The 26,084-nt window shown below is 67.3% G+C and carries 20 protein-coding genes, 1 tRNA gene and 1 other RNA gene; 10 read left to right on the top strand and 12 right to left on the bottom strand.

The genetic code is table 11. From position 1 onward, the window contains the following. Positions 1-29: 29 nt before the first annotated feature. Positions 30-1,766, top strand: a complete 1,737-nt coding sequence (locus ITJ49_RS09680; protein ID WP_055958163.1) for an NAD+ synthase — start codon at positions 30-32, stop codon at positions 1,764-1,766. 290 nt (positions 1,767-2,056) lie between these two features. Here ITJ49_RS09680 and ITJ49_RS09675 read toward each other — a convergent pair whose 3' ends face one another. Beyond that, the gene (locus tag ITJ49_RS09675; RefSeq protein WP_055958165.1) at positions 2,057-2,242 is read right to left on the bottom strand and encodes an SPOR domain-containing protein; all 186 of its coding nucleotides are present in this window, start codon (positions 2,240-2,242) and stop codon (positions 2,057-2,059) included. Positions 2,243-2,380: 138 nt separating this feature from the next. After that, the gene (locus ITJ49_RS09670) at positions 2,381-4,603 is read right to left on the bottom strand and encodes a DUF11 domain-containing protein (RefSeq protein ID WP_194604540.1); all 2,223 of its coding nucleotides are present in this window, start codon (positions 4,601-4,603) and stop codon (positions 2,381-2,383) included. Between the two features lie 167 nt (positions 4,604-4,770). On the opposite strand from ITJ49_RS09670, the gene map reads away from it, so the two are divergent. Both map and ppgK read left to right on the top strand, forming a co-directional pair. Further along, positions 4,771-5,634, top strand: coding sequence for a type I methionyl aminopeptidase (gene map, locus ITJ49_RS09665; RefSeq protein ID WP_194604538.1), 864 nt, complete (start codon positions 4,771-4,773; stop codon positions 5,632-5,634). A gap of 36 nt (positions 5,635-5,670) precedes the next feature. Beyond that, positions 5,671-6,432, top strand: a complete 762-nt coding sequence (ppgK, locus tag ITJ49_RS09660) for a polyphosphate--glucose phosphotransferase (protein WP_194604535.1) — start codon at positions 5,671-5,673, stop codon at positions 6,430-6,432. A 108-nt stretch (positions 6,433-6,540) separates the two neighbouring features. On the opposite strand, the gene rnpB is transcribed toward ppgK, so the two are convergent. The 4 genes from rnpB to ITJ49_RS09640 all read right to left on the bottom strand — a co-directional run bounded on the left by rnpB (position 6,541) and on the right by ITJ49_RS09640 (position 9,975). After that, positions 6,541-6,942: RNase P RNA component class A (gene rnpB, locus ITJ49_RS09655), an RNA gene on the bottom strand. Positions 6,943-6,975: 33 nt separating this feature from the next. Further along, positions 6,976-7,716 (bottom strand): zinc ribbon domain-containing protein, encoded by a 741-nt coding sequence (locus ITJ49_RS09650; protein ID WP_194604532.1) that lies wholly within the window; start codon positions 7,714-7,716, stop codon positions 6,976-6,978. Positions 7,717-7,760: 44 nt separating this feature from the next. After that, the gene (locus ITJ49_RS09645) at positions 7,761-8,585 is read right to left on the bottom strand and encodes a Nif3-like dinuclear metal center hexameric protein (RefSeq protein ID WP_194604529.1); all 825 of its coding nucleotides are present in this window, start codon (positions 8,583-8,585) and stop codon (positions 7,761-7,763) included. A gap of 25 nt (positions 8,586-8,610) precedes the next feature. Continuing rightward, positions 8,611-9,975, bottom strand: a complete 1,365-nt coding sequence (locus ITJ49_RS09640; protein WP_194604526.1) for a hypothetical protein — start codon at positions 9,973-9,975, stop codon at positions 8,611-8,613. Positions 9,976-10,258: 283 nt separating this feature from the next. Here ITJ49_RS09640 and ITJ49_RS09635 point away from each other — a divergent pair, with 283 nt between their 5' ends. Beyond that, entirely contained in the window at positions 10,259-11,887 is a 1,629-nt protein-coding gene (locus ITJ49_RS09635) for a GH25 family lysozyme (protein WP_194604523.1), read from the top strand. A 324-nt stretch (positions 11,888-12,211) separates the two neighbouring features. On the opposite strand, the gene ITJ49_RS09630 is transcribed toward ITJ49_RS09635, so the two are convergent. The 4 genes from ITJ49_RS09630 to ITJ49_RS09615 form a co-directional block, all read right to left on the bottom strand. Continuing rightward, positions 12,212-12,847 carry a ScbR family autoregulator-binding transcription factor gene (locus tag ITJ49_RS09630; RefSeq protein WP_194604520.1) on the bottom strand — a complete coding sequence of 212 codons (636 nt, stop codon included), beginning with the start codon at positions 12,845-12,847 and terminating at the stop codon, positions 12,212-12,214. 134 nt (positions 12,848-12,981) lie between these two features. After that, complete coding sequence (locus tag ITJ49_RS09625) at positions 12,982-13,914, bottom strand: alpha/beta hydrolase fold domain-containing protein (RefSeq protein ID WP_194604517.1); 933 nt, start codon at positions 13,912-13,914, stop codon at positions 12,982-12,984. 718 nt (positions 13,915-14,632) lie between these two features. Then, positions 14,633-14,705, bottom strand: a tRNA-Val gene (locus tag ITJ49_RS09620). A 142-nt stretch (positions 14,706-14,847) separates the two neighbouring features. Beyond that, the gene (locus tag ITJ49_RS09615) at positions 14,848-15,321 is read right to left on the bottom strand and encodes a peroxiredoxin (RefSeq protein ID WP_055958195.1); all 474 of its coding nucleotides are present in this window, start codon (positions 15,319-15,321) and stop codon (positions 14,848-14,850) included. 280 nt (positions 15,322-15,601) lie between these two features. On the opposite strand from ITJ49_RS09615, the gene aceE reads away from it, so the two are divergent. From aceE to ITJ49_RS09585, 6 genes are all read left to right on the top strand, one after another. Next, positions 15,602-18,346 (top strand): pyruvate dehydrogenase (acetyl-transferring), homodimeric type, encoded by a 2,745-nt coding sequence (gene aceE, locus ITJ49_RS09610; RefSeq protein ID WP_123944056.1) that lies wholly within the window; start codon positions 15,602-15,604, stop codon positions 18,344-18,346. Between the two features lie 7 nt (positions 18,347-18,353). Beyond that, the gene (locus ITJ49_RS09605; protein WP_370544445.1) at positions 18,354-19,643 is read left to right on the top strand and encodes a PucR family transcriptional regulator; all 1,290 of its coding nucleotides are present in this window, start codon (positions 18,354-18,356) and stop codon (positions 19,641-19,643) included. A 97-nt stretch (positions 19,644-19,740) separates the two neighbouring features. After that, positions 19,741-20,679: an ACP S-malonyltransferase gene (locus tag ITJ49_RS09600; protein ID WP_194604514.1), complete on the top strand. Its 939-nt coding sequence runs from the start codon at positions 19,741-19,743 to the stop codon at positions 20,677-20,679. Then, a complete protein-coding gene (locus tag ITJ49_RS09595) occupies positions 20,676-21,692 on the top strand; it encodes a beta-ketoacyl-ACP synthase III (protein ID WP_055958208.1) in 1,017 nt (338 codons plus the stop codon). Before ITJ49_RS09600 ends, ITJ49_RS09595 begins: the two co-directional genes overlap by 4 nt. Before the next feature lie 117 nt (positions 21,693-21,809). Beyond that, the gene (locus tag ITJ49_RS09590; RefSeq protein ID WP_055958210.1) at positions 21,810-22,058 is read left to right on the top strand and encodes an acyl carrier protein; all 249 of its coding nucleotides are present in this window, start codon (positions 21,810-21,812) and stop codon (positions 22,056-22,058) included. An 88-nt stretch (positions 22,059-22,146) separates the two neighbouring features. Next, complete coding sequence (locus ITJ49_RS09585; protein WP_194604511.1) at positions 22,147-23,406, top strand: beta-ketoacyl-[acyl-carrier-protein] synthase family protein; 1,260 nt, start codon at positions 22,147-22,149, stop codon at positions 23,404-23,406. A 120-nt stretch (positions 23,407-23,526) separates the two neighbouring features. On the opposite strand, the gene ITJ49_RS09580 is transcribed toward ITJ49_RS09585, so the two are convergent. Next, complete coding sequence (locus ITJ49_RS09580; protein ID WP_233573134.1) at positions 23,527-24,042, bottom strand: DUF3145 domain-containing protein; 516 nt, start codon at positions 24,040-24,042, stop codon at positions 23,527-23,529. Between the two features lie 394 nt (positions 24,043-24,436). Further along, on the bottom strand, positions 24,437-26,083 hold the full coding sequence (locus ITJ49_RS09575) for a bifunctional 3'-5' exonuclease/DNA polymerase (RefSeq protein ID WP_194604507.1): 1,647 nt from the start codon (positions 26,081-26,083) through the stop codon (positions 24,437-24,439). Between the last annotated feature and the right edge of the window lies 1 nt (position 26,084).

The following is a 26,084-nucleotide window of genomic DNA, read 5'->3' as shown; positions in this document are numbered from 1 at the left end:
GGCTCGAAGCCATTAGTAGGCTAGTGGCTATGCCCCGACTCCGCTTGGCGCTCGCTCAGACCAACCCCGTCGTCGGGGATCTCGCGGGCAACGCAGACCAGATCGTCGAAGCCGCTCGCGCGGCCCGAGCAGCGGGAGCCGACCTCGTCGCCAGCGGTGAGATGAGTCTCACCGGCTATCCGATCGAAGACCTCGCGTCGCGCCCCAGCTTTTTGAAAGCGTCAAGACACGCGGTCGAGCAGCTTGCCGAGCGGCTGCAGGCCGAGGGGCTCGGCGACCTCGCCGTCATCGTCGGGCATCCTGACGGTCCCTTCGAACCGCGACTGCTCGACACGTCGAACGCCCCCACGGCGATCGCCAAGAACTGCGCCAGTGTGCTGCAAGGCGGGCGTGTCGTGACGACCACCGCCAAGTACCACCTGCCGAACTACTCCGTCTTCGACGAATACCGCGTCTTCATTCCCGGCGACGAACTGCTGGTCGTCCGTCTCAAAGGCGTCGATGTCGCCGTCATCATCTGCGAAGACCTCTGGCGTGACGGCGGCCCGGTCGGGCGTGTCATGGAGGCCGGCGCCGGCCTCCTTCTCGTGATCAACGCGAGCCCCTGGATCGCCGACAAAGACGAGGTGCGCCTCCCCCTCGTGACCCACCGCGCCACCGAGAACGACACCGTCGTCGCCTACGTGAACATCGTCGGCGGTCAAGACGACCTGCTCTTCGACGGCGACAGCGTCGTGGTCGACGGCTCGGGCGCGATCCTCGCCCGGGCGCCGCAGTGGAAAGAACACCTGCTCGTCGTCGATCTCGACCCCGAGCAGTCGACCGGCCGCACCATGCCGGCCGGCATCCGCCGCGTCGACGTCGACACGCGACCCGTCGGCCAGCTCGACGCCGTCGCGCCCGACATTGCCGAGCTCCCCGACGACCTCCAGCAGTTGTGGGAGGGCCTCGTCGTCGGCACCCGCGACTACATCGAGAAGAACGGCTTCAGGTCGGTGATCCTGGGCCTGTCCGGCGGGATCGACTCGGCCGTCTGCGCGGCTATCGCGGCCGACGCCATCGGTGGCGATCGCGTCTACGGAGTGTCGATGCCGTCGCAGTGGTCGTCCGACCACTCCCGCAGCGACGCCGACGACGTCGCCGAGCGCATCGGGGTGCAGTACTCCACCGAACCCATCGCCGATCTCGTCGCCCCGTTCGAGCGGCAGCTAAAACTGACCGGGCTCGCCGCCGAAAACGTGCAGGCCCGGGCGAGGGCGCTGATCCTGATGGGTCTCTCGAACCTGCACGGCCACCTCGTCCTCACGACCGGCAACAAGACCGAACTCTCGGTCGGCTACTCGACCATCTACGGCGACTCGGTCGGCGGCTTCGCCCCGATCAAAGATGTGCCGAAGACGATGGTCTGGGAGCTGGCGAAGTGGCGCAACCGGCATGCCGAGGCGCAGGGCTTGCGTGGCCCGATCCCCGAGAACTCCATCACCAAGCCGCCGTCGGCCGAACTCCGCCCGGGCCAGGTCGACGAAGACACGCTGCCGCCGTACGAGATCCTCGACGGGATCCTCGACGCCTACATCACGAAGGCTCTCGGCGCGGCCGACGTCGTCGCGCTCGGCTACGACGCCGACATCGTTGCGGAGGTGACGAAGCTCGTCGATCGATCGGAGTGGAAGCGCCGCCAGGGCGCGATCGGGCCGAAGATCTCGGGCATGGCCTTCGGGCGCGACCGCCGACTGCCGATCACGTACCGGCCGACTTCGCTTTAGGCGGCGCCGAGTTCTGCACGGGTGCCTCGGGCCCACATGGGCGGCGCGGGCCCGCATGCTCGGCGTAGACCCGCATGCTCGGCGTAGGCCCGCGACCTAGGGCGAGGGTTTTGACCGCTGGCGGGGGTATATGCCGACTGGGCGGGTTTGTGACGACTGAGACGGAGTCCTTGACGGGGCACCTGCCTAGCAAACGCCACACGGACTAAGCGACGTGCCGCGGCACGTCGCTTAGTCCGTTTCAGGTGGCCTCTACCCGTTGTGAAGGCGCGGCCACCGTTATGTTCAGCTCAGCGATCGCCGGCAGCCTCTTCGGCGGCCCACTTCTCGCTGTTCGCCTTGATGCGCTCGAGCGCGTGCTGGGCCTCTTCGCGGGTGGCGTAGGGCCCGGCCCGGTCGACGGCGGGCGACACCATGCCCTCCTCGACCTGATGCGTCTTCGTGTTGAACCAGAATTCGTGATCGCTGTCAGCCATGGGTTGACCCTACCCCTGGCCGCCGAGCCGTTTCGGTTGGCGGCCAGGGTGCTCACGCCGGGATGCTTACGCCCGGGGACACTGAAGCCGAGACACTCAGGCCAGCTCACTCAGCCGAGCCCCCTCACGGCCGCACGGTCACGAACGACGCCGACGGCGAGACGCGCCGACCAGGCCCACGCCCGCGGCCGCTAGAGCGAGGGCGAGTGCGACGACTCGGGCGATCCCCTGCGATCCGGTGAAGGCGAGCTGCAGTGGTGTGCTCGGCCCGGACGCCGACCCGGAACCTGCGGCCGCTTCAGGGTTCGGTGATGACGGGGGCCCGGACGGCCCCTCGCCCTGGGCAACGGGGATAAACACCTGAGGAGAAGGATCCGCCCCATCGGCATCGCTCGGAGAGGTTGCGATCGCGATGTTGCCGAGGTCGGCTCCGTCTCCGGCGTAAGACGGGTCGAGCGTGGTCGTGATGCGGAAGCTCGTCGACTCCCCCGGGCGGAGTGTGCGGTCGGATGCGCAGGTGACTCGCTGCCCCGTGGCGGTGCAGTCGTCGCCCGCGGCGAAGGTGAGGCCGCGCGGAAGGTCGTCGACCATGCCGACGTCGGTTGCCGGGGCCGTGCCGCGGTTTGTCGCCGTGAGCACGTAGTCGAGCGAATCGCCCGGCGTGACTGTGTCTTTGCCCCCACCGAGTACGGCGCGCTTGTCGGTCGTGAGTTCGGCCTTCGGTGGATCGGTGACCGGAATGGTGACGGGCTCGGAAGGGGTGCCTCCGTCGGCGTCATCGGGTGAGGTGCCTACGCCGATGTTCGCGAGGTCGGAGCCGTCGCCGACGTATCCGGCGTCGAGCCGGGCGGTGAAGGTGAACGCCTTCGAGCCAGAGACGGCGAGGGTCTCGGTCGACGAGCAGGTCACGTTCTGGCCCTCGGCCGTGCAGCCGTCGTCGGATGCCACGAAGTGAATACCGGCGGGCAGGGGGTCGGTGGCGCCGATCTCGCGAGCGCTGGAGGGGCCCGCGTTCCGCGCGGTGAGCGTGTAGGTGAAGTCTTCGCCGGGAGCGACGAGCTCGTCGGTCTGGTCGAGGAGCGCGTACGACTTCGACGTGCTGATCACGGCCTGCGGGGTGAGGGCCGTGGACGCGGTGGCGGTGTTGTTCGACAGGTCGCCATCGTTGCGGTCGGCGGGCACCTCGACGGTGGCGGTGTTGTCGAGGACGCCCGTGGCTGCGGGATCGACCGTGCCGGTCAGGCGGTAGGTGGCGTTGCCGCCAGGAGCGAGATCGGCGTGGGTGGCAAGCGTGTTGCCGGATCCTGACGCGTCACGACACCCGGAGCCGGCAGAGGCGGCGCACGACCAGGTGACCCCCGATACAGAAGACGGGACGGAATCGCGTACGAGGGCATTCGCCACGGGATTCTCGCCGGGGTTTGTCGCCGTGACCTCCCAGGAGATCGCCCGGCCGGGAACCACCTCGGCGGGCCCGGTCTTGGAGATGGCCAGGTCGGCTGGGACGGTCACCCGCAGGTTGTCGATCTCGTGGAGGTTTTTCGCCGTGCCTGTGGATGCCGCGAAACCGAGACGGAGCGTGGGCGGCAGGCTCGCCTGGCCTGACCAGGTGTTGACGTCGACGTCGTCGAAGACGGTTTCGAGGGGAGTGTCGCCACCACGGTTGGTCTGGACGGTGAACCTGACCGCCTTGCCCGCGGGCTGGATGCGGATGCGCGCCGAGCGTGCGCCTGCCCGGTCTCCCGTCATCAGCGAACCGCCGGGTGCCGGAGCGCCGAGTTGGTAGGGGTAGCCCACCAGCCCGTCGCCCGATCCGCGGACTGCGATCGAGCTCGGTGCCTTGCCCGGGCCCGAATTACTGAGGGGCAGACTGAAATTGCCGAACTCGTCGAAGCCGATGCCGAGATACCCGCCCGGCACACCGGGGATGGTGCAGTCGCCGACGCTCGCGGTCGTCGACATGCAGGAGTAGCCGAGCCCCGCTCCGTGGGCACCGGTGGCGGGCTGGGCGTCACCGTCGGCGAGGAAGAACGAAATGCCGTCGCCGCCCCGGGTATTCGCGTACATGCCGTAGTCGAAGGTGATGTCGAGGCCGAGGGTGGTGTCGAACGGCTCGTCGGTGATCCATGACCCCTTGTGATGCGCAGTGTCGGTCGTGAGTCGAAGCCAGCCCGTGTCGACGGCCGCGTCGTCGAGCAGCGTGCCGCCCGCGGCCCCGTCGGTGAAGTTCTGCTCGAAGGGCAGCGGGAAGTCTCGGGGCGCTGCGCTCGCCTCTGCCGTCGCGGCGGGGAGAGCGAGCGACGTGATGACGGCGGCGGTAACAGCGGCCGCGACGGTGCGACGGGGTCTTGTGGGGTGCATGGGGGCCTTTCACACGGGGACATTTCGGCCATATTGGCATTTGATATTGGTATGCGCAAGCAGACCGGTCTGCCCCTGGGGATAACTGCCCGGGCAGCTTCCAGCCGCTCCGGTACGGCGGTCACCCGTGCCCCCGGCAGGGTCGGCTGACCCCTAAGCTGGAACGCATGCCCCGGGACTCACACGGTCATCTGACCCCCGGCCGGATCTCGCCGCTGCGACCGGTCCCCTCGTCGATCGTTCGTCCCGAGTACGTCGGCAAGGCGGCTCCCGCGGAGTACACGGGCGGTGATGTCTACGACGCGGCCACCATCGAGTTGATCCGCGAGTCGAGCCGGATCGCCGCCGATGCCATCACCGCCGTAGGCGAGGCGATACGACCGGGTGTCACCACCGAGCAGCTCGACGTGATCGCGCACGACTACGTCACCAGCCACGGCGCCTACCCGTCCACCCTCGGCTACCGGGGGTTTCCGAAGTCGGTGTGCACGTCGGTGAACGAGGTCATCTGCCACGGGATCCCCGACGACACCGTGCTTCTCGACGGCGACATCGTCAACATCGACATCACCGCCTTCAAGAACGACGTCCACGGCGACACCAACCGCACGTTCGTCGTCGGCGACGCGCCCCAGACGACCGTCGACCTCGTCGAGCGCACGCGCGAAGCTCTGAACCGCGGCATCAAGGCCGTCGCTCCGGGGCGCCAGGTCAACGTGATCGGCCGAGCGATCGAGATGTACGCCAAGCGCTTCGGCTATGGGGTCGTCCGCGACTACACGGGCCACGGCGTCGGCCGCGCGTTCCACTCCGGCCTCATCATTCCCCACTACGACGCGCCGCAGTTCGACGACGTCATAGAGGTGGGGATGGTGTTCACCATCGAGCCCATGCTCACGCTCGGCGGTGTCGACGCCGACATCTGGGCCGACGACTGGACAGTCACCACCCGCGACTTCTCGCTCACCGCCCAGTTCGAGCACACCATGGTCGTCACCGAGCGCGGCGCCGAAGTCCTCACCACCTACTAGACACTCCACCCCTCCCCCTTAGAAAGGCAGTTCCCCATGACCACCAAGGCAGTGGGCATCGACATCGGCGGTACCGGCATCAAAGGCGCCATCGTCGACGTCGAGTCGGGCGAGCTCGTCACCGATCGCATCAAGAAGCCGACCCCCGCGGGTGGCGAACCGGACGCCATTGTCGCCGTCGTTAGAGAGATCATCGAAGAGCTTGGTGACGACGCGACTGAACTGCACGTCGGCGTGTGCTTTCCCGCCGCCATCATGGACGGCAAGACCCTCTCGGCTGCCAACGTCTCGAAGAAGTGGATCGACTTCGAGGCCGAGAAGCTCTTCGAATCGACCCTCGGAAAGCCGATTCACTTCGTCAACGACGCCGATGCCGCCGGCTACGCCGAGTCGCAGTTCGGTGCCGCGAAGGGCGTCGCAGGTCTCGTCATCATGACCACCCTCGGCACCGGTATCGGCACCGCACTCATCCACGACGGTGTCCTCATCGTCAACGCCGAGCTCGGCCACCTCGAGATCGAGGGCAAAGACTACGAGACGAAGGCCTCGTTCGCCGCCAAGGAGCGCGACGACCTCAGCTGGAAGCACTGGGCCAAGCGCCTCCAGAAGTACTACTCCCGCCTCGAGGCGCTGCTCTACCCCCGGTTGATCATCGTCGGCGGCGGCGTATCGAAGCACTACGACGAATTCTTGCCGCTCCTCGACCTGCGCGCCGAGATCGTGCCGGCGAAGCTGCGCAACAACGCGGGCATTCTCGGGGCCGCGGCCCTGGCAGCCGAGTCGAAGCCGTCCTTCTAGGGCAGTCGTTTCGGGCCGTCGCTCACGGGAGCGGCAGAACCGCAACAGGCGAAGGATCCGGCACCCCGGCAACGGGCTGCTGGATCCTTCGCCTGTTTCGGTCGTGGGCGAATGGGCCGGCTAGTACGCCGGGTTCTGTCTTGCCTCGCGGCCGCTTGCGCAACCGGTGAGGCATGGACGGCCATCTATCTTGGCTCTACGTTGCCGCAGCGCTCTAGCGGTCTACCCGAGGGCTGGACGAGCAGTCTCATGCGCCCTCTGTCTGACCTTGCTCCGGGCGAGGTTTACCTAGCCGGTCGGTCACCCGAACCGCTGGTGGTCTCTTACACCACCGTTTCACCCTTACCCCGTCGCGCCTCCGAAGAGGGCGCCGTGGCGGTCTACTTTCTGTTGCACTGTCTCGCGGGTTGCCCCGGGTGGGTGTTACCCACCGCCCTGCTCTGTGGAGCCCGGACGTTCCTCGGCACGATGCCCTTGCGAGCTCCGCGACGCGACCGTCTTGCCGACCCATTCGCGAGACAAGCCTAGCGGGGTGGGCTCGGGTCAGATGCCCGACTCGTCCGTCCGCACCAGGACGGCCTGGCTGTCGGGGCAGAGCAGCACATCGTCGGGGGCGGCGGAACGGACCGCCGCCAGGTCGCTGCCGGTGAGCTCGACACCGCTGGCGCTCGAGACGCGGGCACGGAGGTGGGAGGCCCCGACTCCGTAGCGCTCGCGCTGGCGCTCGTACAGGGCGAGGAGGTCGGCGGGAATGCGGCCGGCGATCGTCTCACGATCGGCGATGGCGTGGCCTCGCTCGGATTCGATCTGGGCGAGCGACGCTTCGCGCGAGGTGGCAAGCTCGGCCTTCGAAGCGGCGATCGCGTCGAGTTCGGACTGCGTGCCGGCGACGACGGCGCTGGTCTGCTCGACCCGATCCATTACCTCCAGCTCGATGTCTTCGAGGTTGCTCTGCCGTGAGGCCAGTGCCGTGAGCTCCTGTTCGAGAGCCTGGATGTCTTTGGGCGACGACGACGACTGGATTCGTTCCCGATCTCTCGCGATTCGCGCCTCGACGACGGTCACGTCGGATTCGACGCGCGTCAGTTCGCGGCGAGCTGCCTCGAAGACGGCTTCTTCGGAAGTCAGGCGCACGCGGAGGGCGGCCGTCTGCTTCTCATATTCGGCGAGCTGGGCGTTCTCGGGCAGCTGCCGAGCGCGGTGGGCAAGCTGCTGCGCTGTCGTGTCGAGGCGCTGCAGGTCGAGCAGGAGCGCCTGGTCGGCGGGGCTGGCTTTCTGGGGCATTGAGTCTCACTTGCGTTCGGTGCGGAAAGCGGAAGGAGCCGGGCTCACTGGAGGACGGCGAAATCCCAGGGGTCGGTGCGGAGCTCCGAGACGGAGACCTCGACGCCGGGAAGGGCGGCGCGCAGCTCTGCGGCCGCAGTGTCGAGCCAGAGCCATTCGCTGGCCCAGTGCGACACGTCGACGAGCGCCGGGCCCTGCCCGAGAAGCATGCGGTCGCGCGCGTCGGAGGCCGGGTGGTGGCGGAGGTCGCTGGTGATGTAGACGTCGGCGCCCACGACGGACGGGTTGTCGAGAAGCGAGTCGCCCGCGCCGCCGCACAGGGCGACGGTCTGGATGACCCGGTCGGAGGCCCCGGCCACGCGGACTCCCCCGGCGACCGGCGGCAGGATGTCGGCGAGGGCTCGGGCGAGGGCGACGAGTGTGACCGGCTGCGCCAGGCGCCCGATGATGCCGAGCCCGGTCGTGCCGGTGGAGTCACTAGACGACGTCTCGAGCGGAGCCTGGTCGACGAGGCCCAATCGGGCCGCGATCGCTCGCGATGTGCCGGTCTCGACGACGTCGGCGTTGGTGTGGGCAGCAAGAAGAGCGCAGGATCCGCGAATGAGTCGAGCGAGCACAGCGCCCTTGGTCGTCGACTCGGCGACGCTCGTCACACCGCGGAACAGCAGCGGGTGGTGGACGAGCAGCAGATCAGCGCCGACCTCGAGCGCCTCGTCGGCGGTATCGAGCACGGCGTCGACGGCGAGGTGAATGCGGCCCACAGTCGCAGTCGGATCACCGGAGACGAGCCCCGGGGAATCCCAGCCAGAGGCTCCCGAGAGGGGCCAGAGTGCTTCGACGGCTGCGCCGACGGCTTCGAGTGTGACCACCCGTCAAGCCTAGTCGACCGGCGATTCAGGCTCGGGCGGCGGCCGAGCCTTGGGAATCGCCAGCCGAGCTGCCAGGGGCGTTGGCCGAGCGGTCGCCGGCTGGGCCGTTGCGACCGTCGACGGCAACGACGATCACAAATGCCAGCACGAGCGCGGCTACGAGACCCCCGACGACGGAGAGCTCGCGGGGCACGCCGTGCACCTGCACCAGTGACAGGAGGTACCCCTGCCAGGCGAAGGCGGACGACGTGGTTCGAATGAGGCCTTCGCCGATGACGACGCCGACGACGACCGCGAGAGCGAAGGCCAGACCGGACGAGCGGTTCGACACACTGCCCGCGGTCACCCGGGTGCGGAGCGCGATGCGCCCCAGGGCGATGCCGATCCAGGCCGCGGCCGGAACGGCGATCGCCCCGAGCGCGGCGGAGGGGGTGACCGGTGCACCAATGGCGTTGACCAGGACGGCTGCGATCACGACGACGACCGCGAGGGCGGAAAGCGACGCGACCAGGATCCTGATGCTCGCCCGGGCGGGAACGCCCGCCTCGGCACTGGGCTGGCCGGGTGACGTGGGGGTTCCGTGCTCGAGGAGTTCTTCGTCGGCGAGGCGGGCGCGCTCGGCGTGGACGTTCCTCGACGCGTCGTCGACAGCGGGGATGTCACCGGCGGTCACGACGGGGGTCTCTGCGGCGGTCTTGCGGAGTCGGAGCGGAACAAGTCCTTCGCCCGTGGGGGTCTGGTCGACCGTGACGAGCTCTGCGGCGGCGGCGTCTTTGTCGGCGCGCGGGTCTGCGCTCCTGCTTGCGCTCGCATCTCCATCGAGCTCGGTCGACATCGACTCTGTGGCGGGCGGCGGCGTGCGGTCGACGGAGATGAGGGGCGGGCCGCTCTGAATCGGAATCACGCCGGTGAAGTGCAGGCGGGTCTTTTCGAGCTCTTCGAGAGCCTCGTCGGTGCCGATCCGGCGGATCTCGGCTTCCCAGGCGGCGAAGCGCGCGGCTTCGGTGGCGCGGAGCTGCATCTGCGCCTGCAGGATGCCGATCAGGTCGATCGTCGCGGTGTCGTCGGTGTGGCGTCCGACGAGAGGGACGAGGTGTTCGTCTTCCAGCGAGCCGCGCTCGGGAGGCTGGGGGAAGCTGCGCTCGACCGGCTCGGGAACGAGGGTGTCTTCGGGGAAGTCGTCGAGGTCGTTCGGAGCTGCGATCGAGTCGTCGGTAGCTGGGCTCTCGGTGACCGGGCTGGTGATGACTGAGCCCTCGATGACTGCGGTCTCGGAGGTTGCGCTCACGGTGGGGATATCGTCGGTCGGAGGAGTCTCGGCGGGGCGTTCGTCGGCCTCCATGATGGCTGTCACCGCCCCTAAACTGCTCGACTCGCGCTGGTGTTCCATGGCGGAATGATATGCGCTCACATGTCGGTATTTGTCATGACGCGCCGCGCTCTCTCGTTTCGCTCCCCCGTGGGTGTTCGTCACTGTCCTCGATCTGCTGATACCCGGCCCGATTCATCAGCACATCGCGGACACTCACCGGGCGACCGACGGGCTGAGAAGCTCTAAGTGACTAGTGCGGGTGACGGGGGTGAGCGCTTAGGGTGAGAGCGCTGATTGCAAGTGCGCCTGTCAGTGTGCGTCGGCAGAGGCTTGTTCAGATCGTCTTCCGAGGGGGAAGCGCATGCACCGTTCCATCCGTCGCCGGGTCGCCGTTGGCCTCGCCACCGTGACCGTGTCGGCTCTCGTGGCCGTCGCCGGGGCTTCGGCGGCGGTGGCTGCGCCGTCGCAGCCCTCCGGTATTCGGGGCATCGATATGTACCAGTTGTCGCCGAGCATCGACTACGCCGCTCAGTATGACAAGGGCACACGGTTCGTCTACGTGAAGGCAAGCGGCGGAACAACGGTCGATAACGACCTCCTTGCGCAGCAGTGGTCTGACACACGCGGAACCGCATCAAAACCGCTTATTCATGGTGCTTATCACAAGGCTCTGCCGAACGGCCCGTCGAAGACGGACTTCGGCGGAAACGGCACCAAGCAGGCCGACTACTTCCTCGGGCAGTCTTCCGCACAGCAGGTCGGCGAGCCTTTGTGGGTGGCCGGCGGCTGGACGCTACCTCCCATGCTCGACTTGGAATCAGCTCCCGTACCGGACAAAAAGATGTCCCTCGCGGAGCGTCAAAAGCTGCTCTGCTACAGCATGACCCCGTCACAACTTAGGACATACGTCGCAGCCTTCTCGAAAGAGATCCTCGCGAAGGCGGGGCGGACGCCGGTGCTCTACACGAACCCCGACTTCTGGCAGAACTGCATGGGCAACTCTGCATCCTTCGCGGCAAATCCGCTGTTTCAAGCGAGTTACCAAAGCTCCGTCGGCACAATCGGCAAGAGCTGGGCCACGTACACGATGTGGCAGTGGGACGATCAGCACTCTCTCGGCACAAAGGCGATCGACCAGGACGTCTACAACGGCACCCTCACGTCGCTCCACCTCCTCGCCGACCCCACCTACGGCCACGGCACGAGCACCACGCCACGCCTGCACGACTTCAACGGCGATAAAAAGAACGACCTGCTCGTGGTCTCGTCGGCCGGCGGGGCCTACTTCTACAAGGGCAACGCAAAGGGGTATCTCCTCTCGTCGTCGAGTGTCGCGATGGGCTCCGGCCTGAAGTCGTACAACGCCTTCGCGGCGGTCGGCAAAATCAAGTCGTCGGGGTATGCAGGCCTCTACGCGCGGTCGTCGTCGGGCACGCTGTACTACTTCCCGATCGGCGCCACGGGCAAGCTCGGCACTCGCGTGACCGCCGCCAAGGGCTGGGGTGCCCTGTCGAACATCACCTCCGCCGGTGACTTCAACGGCGACGGAATCGCCGACCTCGTCGCGGTCGATAAGGTCGGCGTACTCTGGGCCTACCTCGGCGCGGGCAACGGCATCTTTAAGGGCCGCGTGCAGTTCGGCTCAGGCTGGAACTCCAAGACCGCGCTCGTGGGCGCCGGTGACTTCACCGGAGACGGAAACGCCGATCTGCTCGCGCGCGACTCCGCCGGCCGACTCGCTCTGTACACGCACACCCCCTCGAGCGGCAGCCTCCGTGGCGCGACCCTGGCGAGCTCCGGCTGGAACAGCTACAAGCGTCTCTTCACCCCGGGCGACATCACCGGAGACGGCAAAGCCGATCTGATCGGAATCGGCACCTCGGGCAAGACCTACCTGTTCCCCGGAACCGGCAAGGCCGCCACCCCGTTCGCCGCCCGCAAGGCCTTCGGAAGCTCGACGAGCTGGGGCACCAGGCTGTTCGTCGGCTGACCTGCCGATTACGGCCCAATAAACGACAGAGAGCAGGATCCGAGACCTCGTGTGGTCTCGGATCCTGCTCTTTCGAGTGGAGCCTGATCCTCGCTCCATTCGATCCGCCGAATCGGATCGAAGCATTGCGACAGCTCGAGCCCTCAGCTCAACTGCTGCCACGCCGCGTGGCGACGCCTTCTTTCCGCTCAGAAAAAGAGGGGCGTCGTCCCCAAACCCGAACTTAGAGGTTCGGGCGCCCGGAATCCATAGGTTTGCAACGAGTTCATCGAACTGTTACAAACCGGGCCGGTCGGATTGTTTTAGCCACCCAAACCCTGATTATCAGCGAGATAAGACGATCGATAACAGGTGTCGCGCAGATTCCATTCGCTCCGGACGGACCAGGGCGGGGAGCAACAACTCCCACATATCGCGAATCCGGTCGAGCAGATCGCGTCGCTGTCGCAGGGTGTCGGAGACGAGCTGCACTCCGGTGTAACTCGGGATCATGTATTCGGCCACTCGACGCGGGTCGAGATGCTCGAAGAGGTCGCCCTGCTCCTGGCCGAGGGTGATGAGGGTCTCGAACGAGTCCATCCACTCGAGGTAGGGGTTCTCAGCCGAGAGCTCCGACGCGGTGCCATCGGTGGTCAGGCGGATGCCGGCGCTCACGATGGTCTCGCTGGTCAGTTGGTGAGCGAGGCTCGCGCACATGCGCAGCATCCCCTCCACAGCGCTCTCGGCCTCGGCTAGTGCTTTACCGGCGGCCACGCGAGCGACCCTGTGCTGCTCGTCGATGACGGCGTTAGCGATCTCGTCTTTGGAGTGAAAGTGGAAGTACATCGCTCCCCGCGTGACACCCGCCTCGTCGGCGATGAGGTCTAGCGACGCGTTTGCGTAACCGCGGGAGTTGAAGACGGTGGCGGCGCCCTGGATCACTGCTGCCCGTGTCGCGAGGGCTCTCTCCTGGGTCGGCACGAGTAGAGCGTACCGGGGTGGCAGTGGGATACAGGTTGATCGGACTGTTTCGGTGAGGCGCCGAGGGAACGCCGGTGTTGCTCGCCGTTTTACGCCATGCTGACCGACTATTTGGTGAGCGACGCGTAAAACGATTAGCGACGCGGCGCGAGACTGCCCGTGATCTGCTCGACGAGTGCGCGGCGTGCAGCTCGACCCTCGGGCGTCGGAAGGAGCGCATACACGTGCACCTGCTGGGGAGCTTCGAAGAAGGTGAGATCGGCGCCGAGAGCCTCGGCTCGCTCGGCGAGCAGGCGAGCGTCGGGATTGAGGATGTCGTGGGTTCCGCTGAACATCGTGATCGGGCCGACCGCGGCCAAGTCGCCCGAGAGCGGGCTCACCCGGAGGTCGTCGACCGGGCGCTCGCCGCGCCAGAGGTCGGCATAGACGATGCCGCCCGGTCGAGCGAGCCACGGGTCGTTCGGTTGCACGACGGGGATGCCGGGGTTCGTGAACGACAGGTCGAGGGCCGGCGAGATGAGGATCGTCCGTACCGGGGCGACACCGTGATCGGCCTGCAGGAGGAGCGCGGCAGAGAGAGCGATTTGCCCTCCGGCCGAGTCTCCGGCAAGAACCACTCCCCCGAGGCGTCCGTGGACATCGAGGGCGATGCGAGTGACCTGCTCGACGACCTCGCCGGCGGTGCCGAACGGCGCCAACGGGTAGATCGGCACGGTGACCTCGACGTCGGCCTCGCGGGCGATCTGCGCGATCAGAGTCCAGTGCTGGGTGACGATCTCGTTCACCCAGGCTCCACCGTGAAGGTAGACGACGCCGGCACGAGGGGCTGCGCTGGGCGTCGAGCCGGGCGAGCCCGAGTCGCTCGGCGTGACCGTGTAGATCGGCCACCCGCTGCTGCGGTCGAGAGCGACGTGCACTCCCCGAAGCCGCGCCGGTGGGGCAAAGGGTTGCGGGCGGACCCTTCGGTCTTCGATGTGGGCGCGTGCCTTGTCGGCGTCGACGAACGTGGCATTTGCGCGGGCGACGCGAAGGAGGGCGGCGACCCCTCGGGCTGCGATACTCGGCATGGGGTCGAGCCTAGGTGTACTCGGCCATGACGTTGGTGACACTCTCGGGGTTGTGACATAGCGAGACCTCCTGGCTTGATGGAGCTGTCTAGTTCAACCATCGCCAGGAGGTCCCTTGCTCCACGCTAATGCCCGTTTGACGACCCGCGGAAGGGTCTACGGCTTCCACGTCGAGATAGGACGTACCCGGTCTAAGATCGTTTGGCCGCCGTGGTGCGACTACTTCGGTATCGCAGACCGGGCAGGAGCCGCGAGTCTCCTCCGTCGAGTTGACGTCACGTCGCTCCGGAATCGAGTAGGCGCGGTCGGGTCGGGACCGTACCTGACCTCGTGACCGGAATGCTCGCGGAGGCGCTGGATTACTTCAGCAGCGCGTCCCAGCAGGGCGACGGGGACGACGCCGTCCCACAGCTCAGGACGAGGAACCAGGACTTCTGGTCTTCGACCCGTCTCTTGGGTGATGAATCTCATCTATCCACGCAATTCGGAATACACGATGGCGCGCGTGTCGTCGAGAGTTTTGCGCTCCGCCGCCCACGACGGCGCACAGCCGCCGCCCCGATAGAAGACTTTGTCAGCCTTGGAGGGCGACGTCGGTCGACCCGGCTCCAAGGGAACCCCAGGAACGACGAGACCGTCAGCTGCTCGCTTCCACCACATGACTCGACTATGCCTGGTGTGGAAGCGGTGCTGCGCGGCCCGCTTGACTGTGTTGAGGTGGGCCCTACCGGGCTCGAACCGATGACATCCACGGTGTAAACGTGGCGCTCTACCAACTGAGCTAAAGGCCCGCTGCGTCGTGACGACGAGCGTGCGTCAATGTTAGCGGAACGAACTCGACGAACTCGCGCGGATCGGCCGATGTCGCGCGCCGCGGCGATGTGACGGTGGCCGATTTACGCGAGGTCGCGTTTTCCCGCGGGGCAGCAACCGTCAGACGACTACGGGCACCAGGGCGTCGAGCGAGGCGCGGTAGTCGGCCATGTCGCGCGCCTGCCCGGGCGCTGTCACGAACTGTTCCTGGATCACGCCGTCGATGTCGATCAAGAAGGTCGCGCGGTTGGCGAAGCCCTTGTGCTCCAAGAAGACGCCGTATTCCTTGGCGACTTCGCCGTGGGGCCAGAAGTCGGCAAGGAGGTTGAATTCGTAGCCCTCGGCCTCGGCGAATGAGCGCAGGGTTGCCTTGGAGTCGACGGAGATGCCGATCAACTCGACGCGGTGGTCTTGGAAGAGACCGATGTTGTCGCGGAGCTGGCACAGCTCGGTGGTGCAGGTGCTCGAGAAGGCAAGGGGGAAGAACACGAGGGCGACGGGCTTGACCCCGCGGAACTCCGACAGCCGGATGTGCTCGCCGAACTGGTTCGGCAGATCGAAGTCCGGTGCCTGGATGTCGTTCTCCAGAGCCATGTCGCGCTTCCTTTCGCGCCGCGGGTTTCGCGGTGTGTTCACGGGGCCGGACCCGGTGGGGCCGCGGCACGAGCGACAACACTACGCCCGGTGCCCCGCAAAGCAAGTGGCCGAGGATCCGACGTGGCTGAGAAGCACTGACGGCGCGGGTCACTAGAGTGGTCGGGTCGGGATCCTCCCGTCCTCACCCCTGGACGACGAAGTACCGGCAGCTCTGTGGCTTTTCATGTGGCCCGGGGTAAAAAAGCATCATGTTCCCCACAAAAGAACGAGGTCAAGGGTGTCGGTAAACGGTCAGGATCCCTATTCGGTCGACGATTTCGATCGGGATCCCGAAGAGACCGCGGAGTGGAAGGAGTCGCTCGACGGTCTCGTCGCGACACACGGCCACGAGCGGGCTCGCGAGATCATGCTCAGTCTCCTGTCGAGGTCGCGCGACCTGCACGTCAATGTGCCGATGGTGCCCACCACCGACTACATCAACACGATCGCCGTCGAGAACGAGCCCGCGTTCCCCGGCGACGAAGACCTCGAGCGTCGCTACCGCAAGTGGATCCGCTGGAACGCAGCCATCACCGTGCACCGGGCTCAGCGGCCCGGCATCTCTGTCGGCGGCCACATCTCGACCTACGCCTCTTCGGCCGCGCTGTACGAGGTCGGCTACAACCACTTCTTCCGTGCCCAGGGTGCTCCGGGTGGCGGCGATCAGATCTTCTTCCAGGGCCACGCTTCCCCCGGCATGTACGCCCGCTCGTTCCTCGAGGGTCGCCTCGACGAGCACGCTCTCGACGGCTTCCGCCAAGAGAAGTCGCATGGCGACGGCGGCTTGTCGTCGTACCCGCACCCGCGCCTCATGCCCGACTACTGGCAGTTCCCGACCGTGTCGATGGGTCTCGGCCCGATCAACGCGATCTACCAGGCGCAGCAGGCGAAATACCTCACCAACCGCGGCATTAAAGACGCCTCCGACCAGCAGGTCTGGGCGTTCCTCGGCGATGGCGAGCTCGATGAGGTCGAGAGCCGCGGGCAGCTACAGGTCGCTGCCAACGACGGGCTCGACAACCTCAACTTCGTGATCAACTGCAACCTGCAGCGTCTCGACGGCCCCGTGCGCGGTAACGGAAAGATCATCCAGGAGCTCGAGAGCTTCTTCCGCGGGGCCGGATGGAACGTCATCAAGGTCGTCTGGGGTCGCGAATGGGACGAGCTCCTGTCGCGCGACGACGACGGCGCGTTGCTCAACCTCATGAACCGCACGCCCGATGGTGACTACCAGACTTACAAGGCCGAGTCGGGCGCCTACGTCCGCGAGAACTTCTTCGGGCGCGACCCGAAGGCCCTCGAGCTGGTCAAGAACTACTCCGACGACGACGTCTGGCACCTTAAGCGCGGTGGCCACGACTACCGCAAGGTCTACGCGGCCTACAAGGCAGCGGTCGAGCACAAGGGCCAGCCGACGGTCATCCTCGCTAAGACGGTCAAGGGCTACGGCCTCGGCCCGTCGTTCGAGGGTCGCAACGCCACCCACCAGATGAAGAAGCTGACCCTCGACGGGCTGAAGGCGTTCCGCGACGAGATGAGCATCCCCATCTCCGACGCGACGCTCGAAGAGAACCCGTACCTCCCGCCGTATTACCACCCCGGTCAGAACGACGAGGCAATCGAATACCTGCAGGCGCGTCGCCGCGAACTCGGCGGGTACATCCCCGAGCGGCGCAGCAAATACACGCAGATCCCGGTGCCCGAAGAGAAGTCGTACGCGATCGTCAAGAAGGGCTCGGGCAAGCAAGAGATCGCCACGACGATGGCTTTCGCCCGCCTGCTGAAAGACCTGCTCCGTGCGCCCGACTTCGGTCACCGCATCGTGCCGATCATTCCCGACGAGGCGCGCACGTTCGGCATGGACGCCTACTTCCCGACGTCCAAGATCTACAATCCCAACGGGCAGACCTACACGTCGGTCGACCGTGAGCAGCTCCTCGCTTACAAAGAGAGCCCGCAGGGGCAGATCATCCACGTCGGCATCAACGAGGCGGGTGCTTTCGCAGCGTTCACCGCGGCCGGCACGAGCTACTCGACTCAGGGTGAGCCCCTCATACCGGTCTACGTCTTCTACTCGATGTTCGGCTTCCAGCGCACGGGCGACGCCATGTGGGCGGCCGGCGACCAGATGGCGCGCGGCTTCATCATCGGCGCGACGGCGGGTCGCACGACCCTGACCGGTGAAGGCCTCCAGCACGCCGACGGCCACTCGCAGTTGCTCGCTTCGACCAACCCCGCGGTGGTCAGCTACGACCCGGCCTACGGCTACGAGATCGGCCACATCGTCAAGGCCGGCATCGAGCGCATGTATGGCACCGACGACGAGGGCAACGCGACGCACAGCGACCCCAACGTCATGTACTACATCACCGTCTACAACGAGCCGATGCAGCAGCCGGCCGAACCAGAGGGCGTCGACGTCGAGGGGATCACCCGCGGAATCCACCGGATCAAGTCGGCCGAGAACCTCGGCCCCCGTGCCCAGCTCCTCGCGTCGGGTGTCGGTGTGCCGTGGGCTCTCGAGGCGCAGCAGCTCCTCGCCGAAGACTGGAACGTCGCGGCCGACGTCTGGAGCGTTACGAGCTGGACCGAGCTGCGCCGCGACGGCCTCGCCGCCGACGAGCACAACTTCCTCTACCCGAACGACGAGCCGAAGAAGGCCTACGTCACCGAGAAGCTCGAGGGCACCGAGGGCCCGGTCATCGCGGTCTCCGACTTCATGCACGCGGTGCAAGACCAGATCCGTCAGTTCGTTCCGAGCGACTACTACACGCTCGGTGCCGATGGCTTCGGTTTCTCCGACACTCGCCCCGCTGCCCGTCGCTTCTTCAAGATCGACGGCCCGTCGATGGTGGTCCGCACCCTGCAGGCTCTCGCCAAGCGCGGCGAAGTCGACCCGAGCGTCGTGCAGCAGGCGATCGACCGCTACCAGCTCCACGAGGTGACGGCCGGAACCTCCGGCTCCGCCGGCGGGGAGAGCTGATCCGGTCGTGAGCGCCTCGCGCACTCAAGACCCGGCGGCGAAGCAGAAGACGCTGGCGTGGTTGCGCACCGTGTCGGGTGAGTTCGCCACGGCGACCATCAAGAAGCTCGACGAGACGCTGCCCTGGTATGGCTCCATGCCACCGGGGCGGCGTTCCGCCGTCGGACTCGTGGCACAGGCGGGCATCACGTCGTTCATCAGCTGGTTCGACGACCCCAAGGCCACGCCTTGGATAGCTGCCGACGTCTTCGGCGCGGCACCGCGCGAGCTGCTCCGAAGCGTCAGCCTGCAGCAGACGCTCCAGCTGATCCGTGTGACCTGCGAAGTGGTCGAAGACCGCGTGCAAGATCGCGACAGCTTCCTACGCGAGGCGATCCTGCTCTACTCGCGAGAGATCGCCTTCGCCGCGGCCGACGTGTACGCCCGAGCCGCCGAGGCTCGTGGCCTGTGGGACGCCCGTCTCGAAGCTCTCGTCGTCGACTCGATCCTGTCGGGCGAATACGACGACGAGCTTCCGTCGCGCATCGCGGCCCTCGGCTGGCACGGCCATGGAGCCGTCTCCGTGCTCGTCGGCACGGCGCCCCGCATGCTCGACGTCGATGTGCTGCGCCGGACGGCGCGCCACCTCGACGCCGACGTGCTCATCGGGGTGCAGGGTTCGCGCCTCGTTCTCGTGATCGGGCGCGCCGACTCTGACGACGCAACCGAAGGATCCCCCGGCTCGGCCTCCCCCGCCACGACTCCCCCGGCAGTGGCGTCGGGTTCAGCGGGCTCGACGAAGCACCACCCCACCTTCACCGAGATCGCCTTGGCCCTCGAGCCGGGGTTCGGCGACGGGCCCCTGGTGCTCGGGCACGAAGTCCCCGGCCTCGTCGACGCCTCCGGCAGTGCCAAGGCCGCTCTCGCCGGCTTCGCGGTCGCGCGCTCGTGGCGCAACGCGCCCCGGCCGGCGCAGGCCGACGACCTCCTTCCCGAGCGCGCCCTCGCCGGAGACCCCGTGGCGCGGTCGACACTCGTCAACCGCATCTATCGGCCTCTCAAGACGCACTCCTCTGAACTACTGGCGACCCTCTGGTGCTATCTCGACAACGGTCGATCGCTCGAGGCGACCGCCCGCGAGCTCTTCGTGCACCCGAATACCGTGCGCTATCGACTCAAGCGCGTCACCGACGTGATCGGCTGGGACGCCACCGGCGCGCGCGAGGCCCTCATTCTGCAGTCGGCTCTCATCCTCGGCTCGATCGCCGACCCGGATGCACCGACGAAGTCGACTCGCAAGGCACCGGGCGCCAAGTGATTCGACTCTCCCGTGTGACGACTTCGCACAACGGTTCCGCCGATTCTTGGTCGAGTCGCCACACCGCCCCGGTCCGAATGATTGGCAGGATAGACCGGTGATCGTTCTCGTAGCCCCCGGGCAAGGTTCGCAGACCCCCGGCTTCCTCTCCTCCTGGATTACCGACCCGACGCTCAAGGAGCAGCTCGAGCAGCTCTCCGAGGCCTCCGGTGTCGATCTCGTCGCCCACGGCACCACTTCCGACGCAGACACGATTCGCGACACCGCGGTGGCTCAGCCCCTCATCGTCGCTGCGGGGCTGCTCACGGCTCGGGCTCTCTTCGAGCGCGTCTCCCCCGGCGCCATCGCGGGCGTGGCCGGGCACTCCGTCGGCGAGCTGACCGCCGCCGCCCTCGCCGGTGTCGTCACCGAGGCCGATGCCGTGTCTCTCGTCACCGTTCGGGCTCGGGCGATGGCCGAGGCGGCGGCCGCGGCCCCCACCGGCATGAGCGCCGTTCTGGGAGGCGACGAGGCGGAACTCCTTGCCCGGCTCGACGACTTGGGCCTCCAGCCTGCCAACTTCAACGGTGGCGGCCAGATCGTCGTCGCCGGCGACCTCGACGCCCTCGCCGCCCTAGCCGACGCGCCGCCGGCCAAGGCGCGGGTCATCCCGCTCAAGGTCGCCGGCGCCTTCCACACGCGCTTCATGTCGACGGCTGTCGAGCCGCTCCGCGTGGCGGCTGCGGGCGTCTCGGTGAGCGACCCCACTACCCGGCTCTGGTCGAACGCCTCCGGCGCCGAGATCGGCGGGGGTCGGGAGTTCCTCGACCTCCTCGTGGGCCAGGTCGCAAGCCCGGTCCGCTGGGACAAAACCATGGAGTCGTTCCAGGCGGCCGGCATCACCGGCCTCATCGAACTCGCTCCGGCTGGAGCCCTGACGGGCCTGGCAAAGCGCGGACTGCGCGCCCCCGACGGCGGCAAGCTTCCGACCGTCTCCATTACTTCACCCGACGACCTCCAGGCCGCCGTCGATCTGCTCGAGGGAGCTTCTGCATGACCAACCCGACACCCGCTCTGCTGCAGAATCCTCAGAGGCAGTTCACCCGGATCCTGAGCTTCGGGGCAGCCCGCGGCGACGTCGTCGTGCCCAACGCCGACATCATCGAGCCGATCAACTCGTCTGACGAGTGGATCCGGCAGCGCACCGGCGTCATCACGCGCATGCGAGCGAGCCGCGAGATCGACGCGATCGACCTCGCCGAGACCGCGTCGCGAGAGGCGATCGAGAAGGCGGGCATCGACCCCGCCAAAATCGGCGCCGTACTCGTCGCGACGATCAGCAACACGGTGCCGACGCCCTCCATGGCGGCACTGCTCGCTGAGCGGGTCGGTGCGAACCCGGCCGCCGCATACGACATCAGTGCCGCCTGCGCCGGCTACACCTACGGAATCGCCCAGGCCGACGCGCTCATCAAGTCGGGAATCGCCGAGTACGTGCTCGTCGTGGGGGCCGAGAAGCTCTCCGACGTCATCGATCCGACCGACCGCTCGATCTCGTTCCTGCTCGCCGACGGCGCCGGTGCGGCGATCGTGGGGCCGAGCGAGACCCCAGGAATCTCGCCTACCGTCTGGGGCTCCGACGGGTCGAAGTGGGAGACCATCGGGATGACCGCCACGACGCGCGAATACCGCGAGGGCGCGGGAGAGGTCGCCTGGCCGACCATTCGCCAGGAGGGCCAGACCGTGTTCCGCTGGGCCGTCTGGGAGATGGCCAAGGTCGCCAAGCAGGCTCTCGAGAAGGCTGGAATCGAGGCGTCGGACCTCGCCGCCTTCGTGCCACACCAGGCGAACATGCGCATCATCGACGAGTTCGCCAAGCAGCTCAAGCTGCCCGAGACCGTCGCGATCGGTCGTGACATCGAGACGACCGGCAACACGTCGGCCGCGAGCATTCCCCTGGCCACGCACCGCCTTCTCGCCGAACACCCTGAGCTGTCGGGCGGTCTGGCGCTCCAGATCGGCTTCGGCGCGGGTCTTGTTTTCGGCGCCCAGGTGGTCGTTCTGCCCTGACCCCCGAGCACCCTGCACCCGCGGGGCGCTCGAACCGGTTCCGCGCGCCGTGCACCCGCGTGGTAACCGTGCAATAAGATCTACCCGGTCACACCGTCACCCCCAAGGAGAGAAACAATGGCACAGTCCACCGAAGAAGTCCTGGCCGGCCTGGCCGAGCTCGTCAACGACGAGACGGGTATCGCCACCGACACCGTCGAGATGGACAAGTCGTTCACCGACGACCTCGACATCGACTCCATCTCGATGATGACCATCGTCGTCAACGCCGAAGAGAAGTTCGACGTCAAGATCCCCGACGACGAGGTCAAGAACCTCAAGACCGTCGGCGATGCAGTCAACTTCATCACCAAGGCGCAGGGCTAAGAGTCCTTCTGCTCGGCCCGCGTCCTCTCGACGCGGGCCGAGCGCTGTTTCCGGGGTGCGCCGCATCCCGACCACTTAGGAGACCACTGTGACCACAAGCACCCCCAAAAAGATCGTCGTCACCGGCATCGGCGCGACGACACCCCTCGGAGGCACTTTCACTGCCAGCTGGGAAGCCCTGCTCGCCAAAGAGAGCGGCATCTCGACCATCGAAGCCGACTGGGTCGAGGCGTACGACCTCCCGGTCCGGTTCGCAGGTCAGATCAAAGTCAACCCGTCCGAGGTGCTCACCCGTCAAGAGACGAAGCGACTCGACCCGTCGAGCCAGTACGCCCTCATCGCCGCCCGTGAGGCATGGGCCGACGCCGGCTCCCCCGAGGTCGTGCCCGAGCGTCTGCTCGTCGACTGGGCGACCGGCATCGGCGGCATCTGGACTCTGACCGACGGCATGGACACCCTGCGCGAAAAGGGTCCCCGCCGCGTGCTGCCCATGACGGTTCCGATGCTGATGGCCAATGGCCCGGCAGCGGCCGTGTCGATGGATCTCGGTGCCCGCGCCGGAGCCCGCACGGTGCTCTCCGCGTGCGCGTCGAGCACCGAGTCGCTAGTGAACGCCTACGAGCACCTGCAGCTCGGCCACGCCGACATCGTCGTCACGGGCGGGTCGGAAGCAGCGATTCACCCGCTTCCCCTGGCCGCGTTCGCCTCCATGCACGCTCTGTCGACGCGTGCCGACGACCCGGCGACCGCCTCGCGCCCCTACGACGTCACGCGCGATGGCTTCGTGCTCGGCGAAGGAGCGGGAGCGCTCGTCCTCGAGACCGAGGAGCATGCCCTCGCCCGCGGCGCCCGCATCTACGCCGAGGTGCTCGGTGGCGGAGTCACGAGCGACGCCTTCCACATCACCGCGCCCGACCCCGAGGGAACCGGGGCCGCGCGCGCCGTCATCGAAGCCCTGAGCTCGTCCGACGTCGAGCGTGAGCAGGTCGTGCACATCAACGCGCACGCGACCTCGACCCCCGTGGGCGACGTCGCCGAGTACCACGCTCTGCTCCGCGTCTTCGGCGACCACCTGCCCAAGATCGCGATCTCGGCCACGAAGGCGTCGACCGGTCACCTCCTCGGTGGCGCGGGTGCTATCGAGGCGGCCTTCACCGTGAAGGCGCTGAGCAGCCGCACCGCTCCCCCGACGATCAACACGACGCAGACCGACGACGAGATCGACATAGACCTCGTCACCGAGCCGCGGGCCCTTCCGGCCGAAGGCGAGATCGTCGCGATCTCGACGTCGTTCGGGTTCGGTGGCCACAACGCCGTGATCGCCCTGCGGAGCTGGCCTCAGGCGTAGGCGCACGCGCACGAAGGCCCGACCACCTCGCGGGATGGTCGGGCCTTCGTCTTGCGTCCTCCCCGATGTCGAACGGGAGGGCACGTGAAGCAGCTTGCGGAGAGTCGACGCCGGTGCGCGTTAGCCGACCTTGTGCAACCACACGACGGGGTTGCCCTCGCTCGCGTGGCGGAACGGCTCGAGCTCGTCATCCCACGCCTGGCCGAGAGCGAGACGCAACTCGCGGTGCAACTCGAGCGTGTTGGATCCTGCGATCTCCATCGCGTAGCGAATGCGATCTTCGGGGATGACCGTGTTGCCGGCCGAGTCGGTCTGCGCGAAGAAAACACCGAGGTCGGGCGTGTGCATCCACCGACCGCCGTCGGCATGGCTCGACGGGTCTTCGGTCACCTCGTAGCGGAGGTGCTCCCAGCCGCGCAGGGCAGAGGCGATCTGGGCTCCGGTGCCTACCGGACCCTCCCAGAAGAATTCGGCGCGCAGGGCACCCTTGAGCACGGGCTGCTCGCCCCACGAGAAGTTGACAGCCGTGCCAAGGGCGCGACCAGCAGCCCACTCGACATGCGGGCTCAAAGCTCTGGGCGACGAGTGGACGAAGAGCACGCCACGCGTCACCGCGGTGTTGGTTATTTCAGCCACAGTTTTCTCCACTCGATTAGGTGCGACTTCCCCATCGACCTGTGAGTGGAACAAACGTGGTACTTCGTGAAGTATGGCTGATGCGGCTGGGTAATGACAAGTGTGTGATTCCTGTGTGCCCGATCCGGGGTCAGATGCCTGCTCTCGAGGGCCGCGCCTGTATTGAGGAGGCCCGGCTGGCAGGAATCCAGGATCCGGCGCCGGCCCCGCCCAATACAGGAGTATCGCGCGCCGACTCAGGCACATCGTCGCGTCTGCGGCCCGCGTTCAGGAGGAGCGGCTCTTCGCGCGCCTGAAATCACGAGTACGGCGTCGGCGCACCTGAATTCAGGAGCTGTCGAACGAGCAGACGAGTGTCCACCCGAAGGCACCCGAATCGGGGAGCCGCTAGTGGCTATTTCGCGTCGGCGTACGACTTCACTGTCGCCACCGTCACCGGAAAGCGCACGGGAGCCTGCCCGAAGAGCAGCCGCCCCGCCTCGGCGGCAGTGCCCTCGACCAGGGTGACCACCTCGGCGGCGACATCGGCGGGCGTGTGGACGACGACCTCGTCGTGGAGGAAGAACACGAGGTGCGGCGCGTCCGGGCCATGCCCGAACCGCGTGTCGAGCGAACGGCGGAGAGCACCCATCCAGCAGAGCGCCCATTCGGCTGCGGTGCCCTGCACGACGAAGTTGCGAGTGAAGCGACCCCAGGCGCGGCGCCCCGCCCCCACGTCGCCGACGCCCACCTCGGGAGGCGGCGGTGCGAGGTCGTCGCCCGCCGCGGACGAGGGATCGGGCGAGGTGCGCCCCAGGAGCGTGTGCACTACGCCGCCGCCCTCCCCGACTCGGGCCGCGTCTTCGACGAGCTTGATCGCCTTCGGAAAGGCGCGGGTGAGTCGCGGCATGAGCCGCCCACCATCGCCCGAGGTGGCACCGTACATGGCGCCAAGCATCGCGACTTTCGCCTCGGCGCGGGTCGCCACGGCGCCGGACGCGACGATCCCCTCGTAGAGGTCTCCGGCGCCGGCACGCGCCATGGCGTCGTCGTGGGAGAGGGCGGTCAGGATCCTGGGCTCCAATTGCGAGGCGTCGGCGACCACGAGGGCCCACCCCGGGTCGGCCACCACGGCGCCGCGCACCGCCTTCGGCAATTGGAGGGCTCCCCCGCCCGAGGTGCCCCAGCGGCCGGTCGCTGCGGCGGCGGGGACGTAGTCGGGCCGGAAGCGCCCGCCCGCGACCCAGGCGTCGAGCCAGGCCCAGCCATTGGCGACGAGGAGCCGCTGCTTCTTCTTGTAGGCGAGCAGGGGCGGGATCGCCGGATGGTCGAGCTGCTGGAGCTCCCACTGCCGGGTCGTGCGCACCGCAAGCCCCGCGCCTCGCAGCGCCTTGATCAACTCGGCCGGCGAATCGGGGTTGAGGTCGGGCGTTCCGAGCTCACGCCGAAGAGCCGCGAGATCAGTGAGCATCAGGGCAGGGCGCTGGCCCGGGTGCGGCTTGGGGCCGAGGGCGACCGTGAGGAGGGCGTCGTGCGTCGACGCCGACCACGGAATGCCGCGCGCTCGCATCTCGGCCGCGATCAGGGCACCCGTCGACTCGGCGGCGACGAGCAGTTCGAGCTGACCGCGCTGGGAAGAGGCTTCAATGGCGGCGCGCTGCAGCAGGAACTCGCCGACCGGATCGGGCAGCGACTCCCGCTCGACGACGAACAGCGCGTCGGCGGCTACCGGCGGAGCCTGGCCGGCATCCCACGGGCCCGCACCGCCCCGATGAATCTCGGAGCCGATCGTGAACTGGGAGGCCCGCAGAATAGCGTGCGTGAGGCGCAGATCGACGCATCGATCGACGTGGAGGCCGTTTGCGAGCAGCTGGGGATACCACCGAGCGGTGTCGTCCCAGACCCACCGCGTGGCGACCGCTTCACCGCGCTCGATTTCGCCGGCGAGATCGGAGCCCAGGATCCGGCGCACCGACCCCGACCGAAGTGCCCCGGCCTCGTCACGCCCGATCACCGTCACCTCGATCGACTCGTCGGGCAGACGAACGAGACACGTGAACATT

This window comes from Frondihabitans sp. VKM Ac-2883, assembly GCF_015350875.1.
GTDB lineage: Bacteria > Actinomycetota > Actinomycetes > Actinomycetales > Microbacteriaceae > Frondihabitans.
This window is presented reverse-complemented; position numbering and strand designations above follow the sequence as displayed.

What these genes read in the sequence shown, in the direction of transcription:
- ITJ49_RS09635 (WP_194604523.1), top strand. Translation starts at nt 10,259, where the DNA reads ATGCACCGTTCCATCCGTCGCCGGGTCGCCGTTGGCCTCGCCACCGTG.
- ITJ49_RS09640 (WP_194604526.1), bottom strand. Translation starts at nt 9,975, where the DNA reads ATGGAACACCAGCGCGAGTCGAGCAGTTTAGGGGCGGTGACAGCCATC.
- ITJ49_RS09625 (WP_194604517.1), bottom strand. Translation starts at nt 13,914, where the DNA reads ATGCCGAGTATCGCAGCCCGAGGGGTCGCCGCCCTCCTTCGCGTCGCC.
- ITJ49_RS09650 (WP_194604532.1), bottom strand. Translation starts at nt 7,716, where the DNA reads ATGCCCCAGAAAGCCAGCCCCGCCGACCAGGCGCTCCTGCTCGACCTG.
- ITJ49_RS09590 (WP_055958210.1), top strand. Translation starts at nt 21,810, where the DNA reads ATGGCACAGTCCACCGAAGAAGTCCTGGCCGGCCTGGCCGAGCTCGTC.
- ppgK (WP_194604535.1), top strand. Translation starts at nt 5,671, where the DNA reads ATGACCACCAAGGCAGTGGGCATCGACATCGGCGGTACCGGCATCAAA.
- ITJ49_RS09675 (WP_055958165.1), bottom strand. Translation starts at nt 2,242, where the DNA reads ATGGCTGACAGCGATCACGAATTCTGGTTCAACACGAAGACGCATCAG.
- ITJ49_RS09595 (WP_055958208.1), top strand. Translation starts at nt 20,676, where the DNA reads ATGACCAACCCGACACCCGCTCTGCTGCAGAATCCTCAGAGGCAGTTC.
- ITJ49_RS09680 (WP_055958163.1), top strand. Translation starts at nt 30, where the DNA reads ATGCCCCGACTCCGCTTGGCGCTCGCTCAGACCAACCCCGTCGTCGGG.
- ITJ49_RS09615 (WP_055958195.1), bottom strand. Translation starts at nt 15,321, where the DNA reads ATGGCTCTGGAGAACGACATCCAGGCACCGGACTTCGATCTGCCGAAC.
- map (WP_194604538.1), top strand. Translation starts at nt 4,771, where the DNA reads ATGCCCCGGGACTCACACGGTCATCTGACCCCCGGCCGGATCTCGCCG.
- ITJ49_RS09575 (WP_194604507.1), bottom strand. Translation starts at nt 26,083, where the DNA reads ATGTTCACGTGTCTCGTTCGTCTGCCCGACGAGTCGATCGAGGTGACG.
- ITJ49_RS09670 (WP_194604540.1), bottom strand. Translation starts at nt 4,603, where the DNA reads ATGCACCCCACAAGACCCCGTCGCACCGTCGCGGCCGCTGTTACCGCC.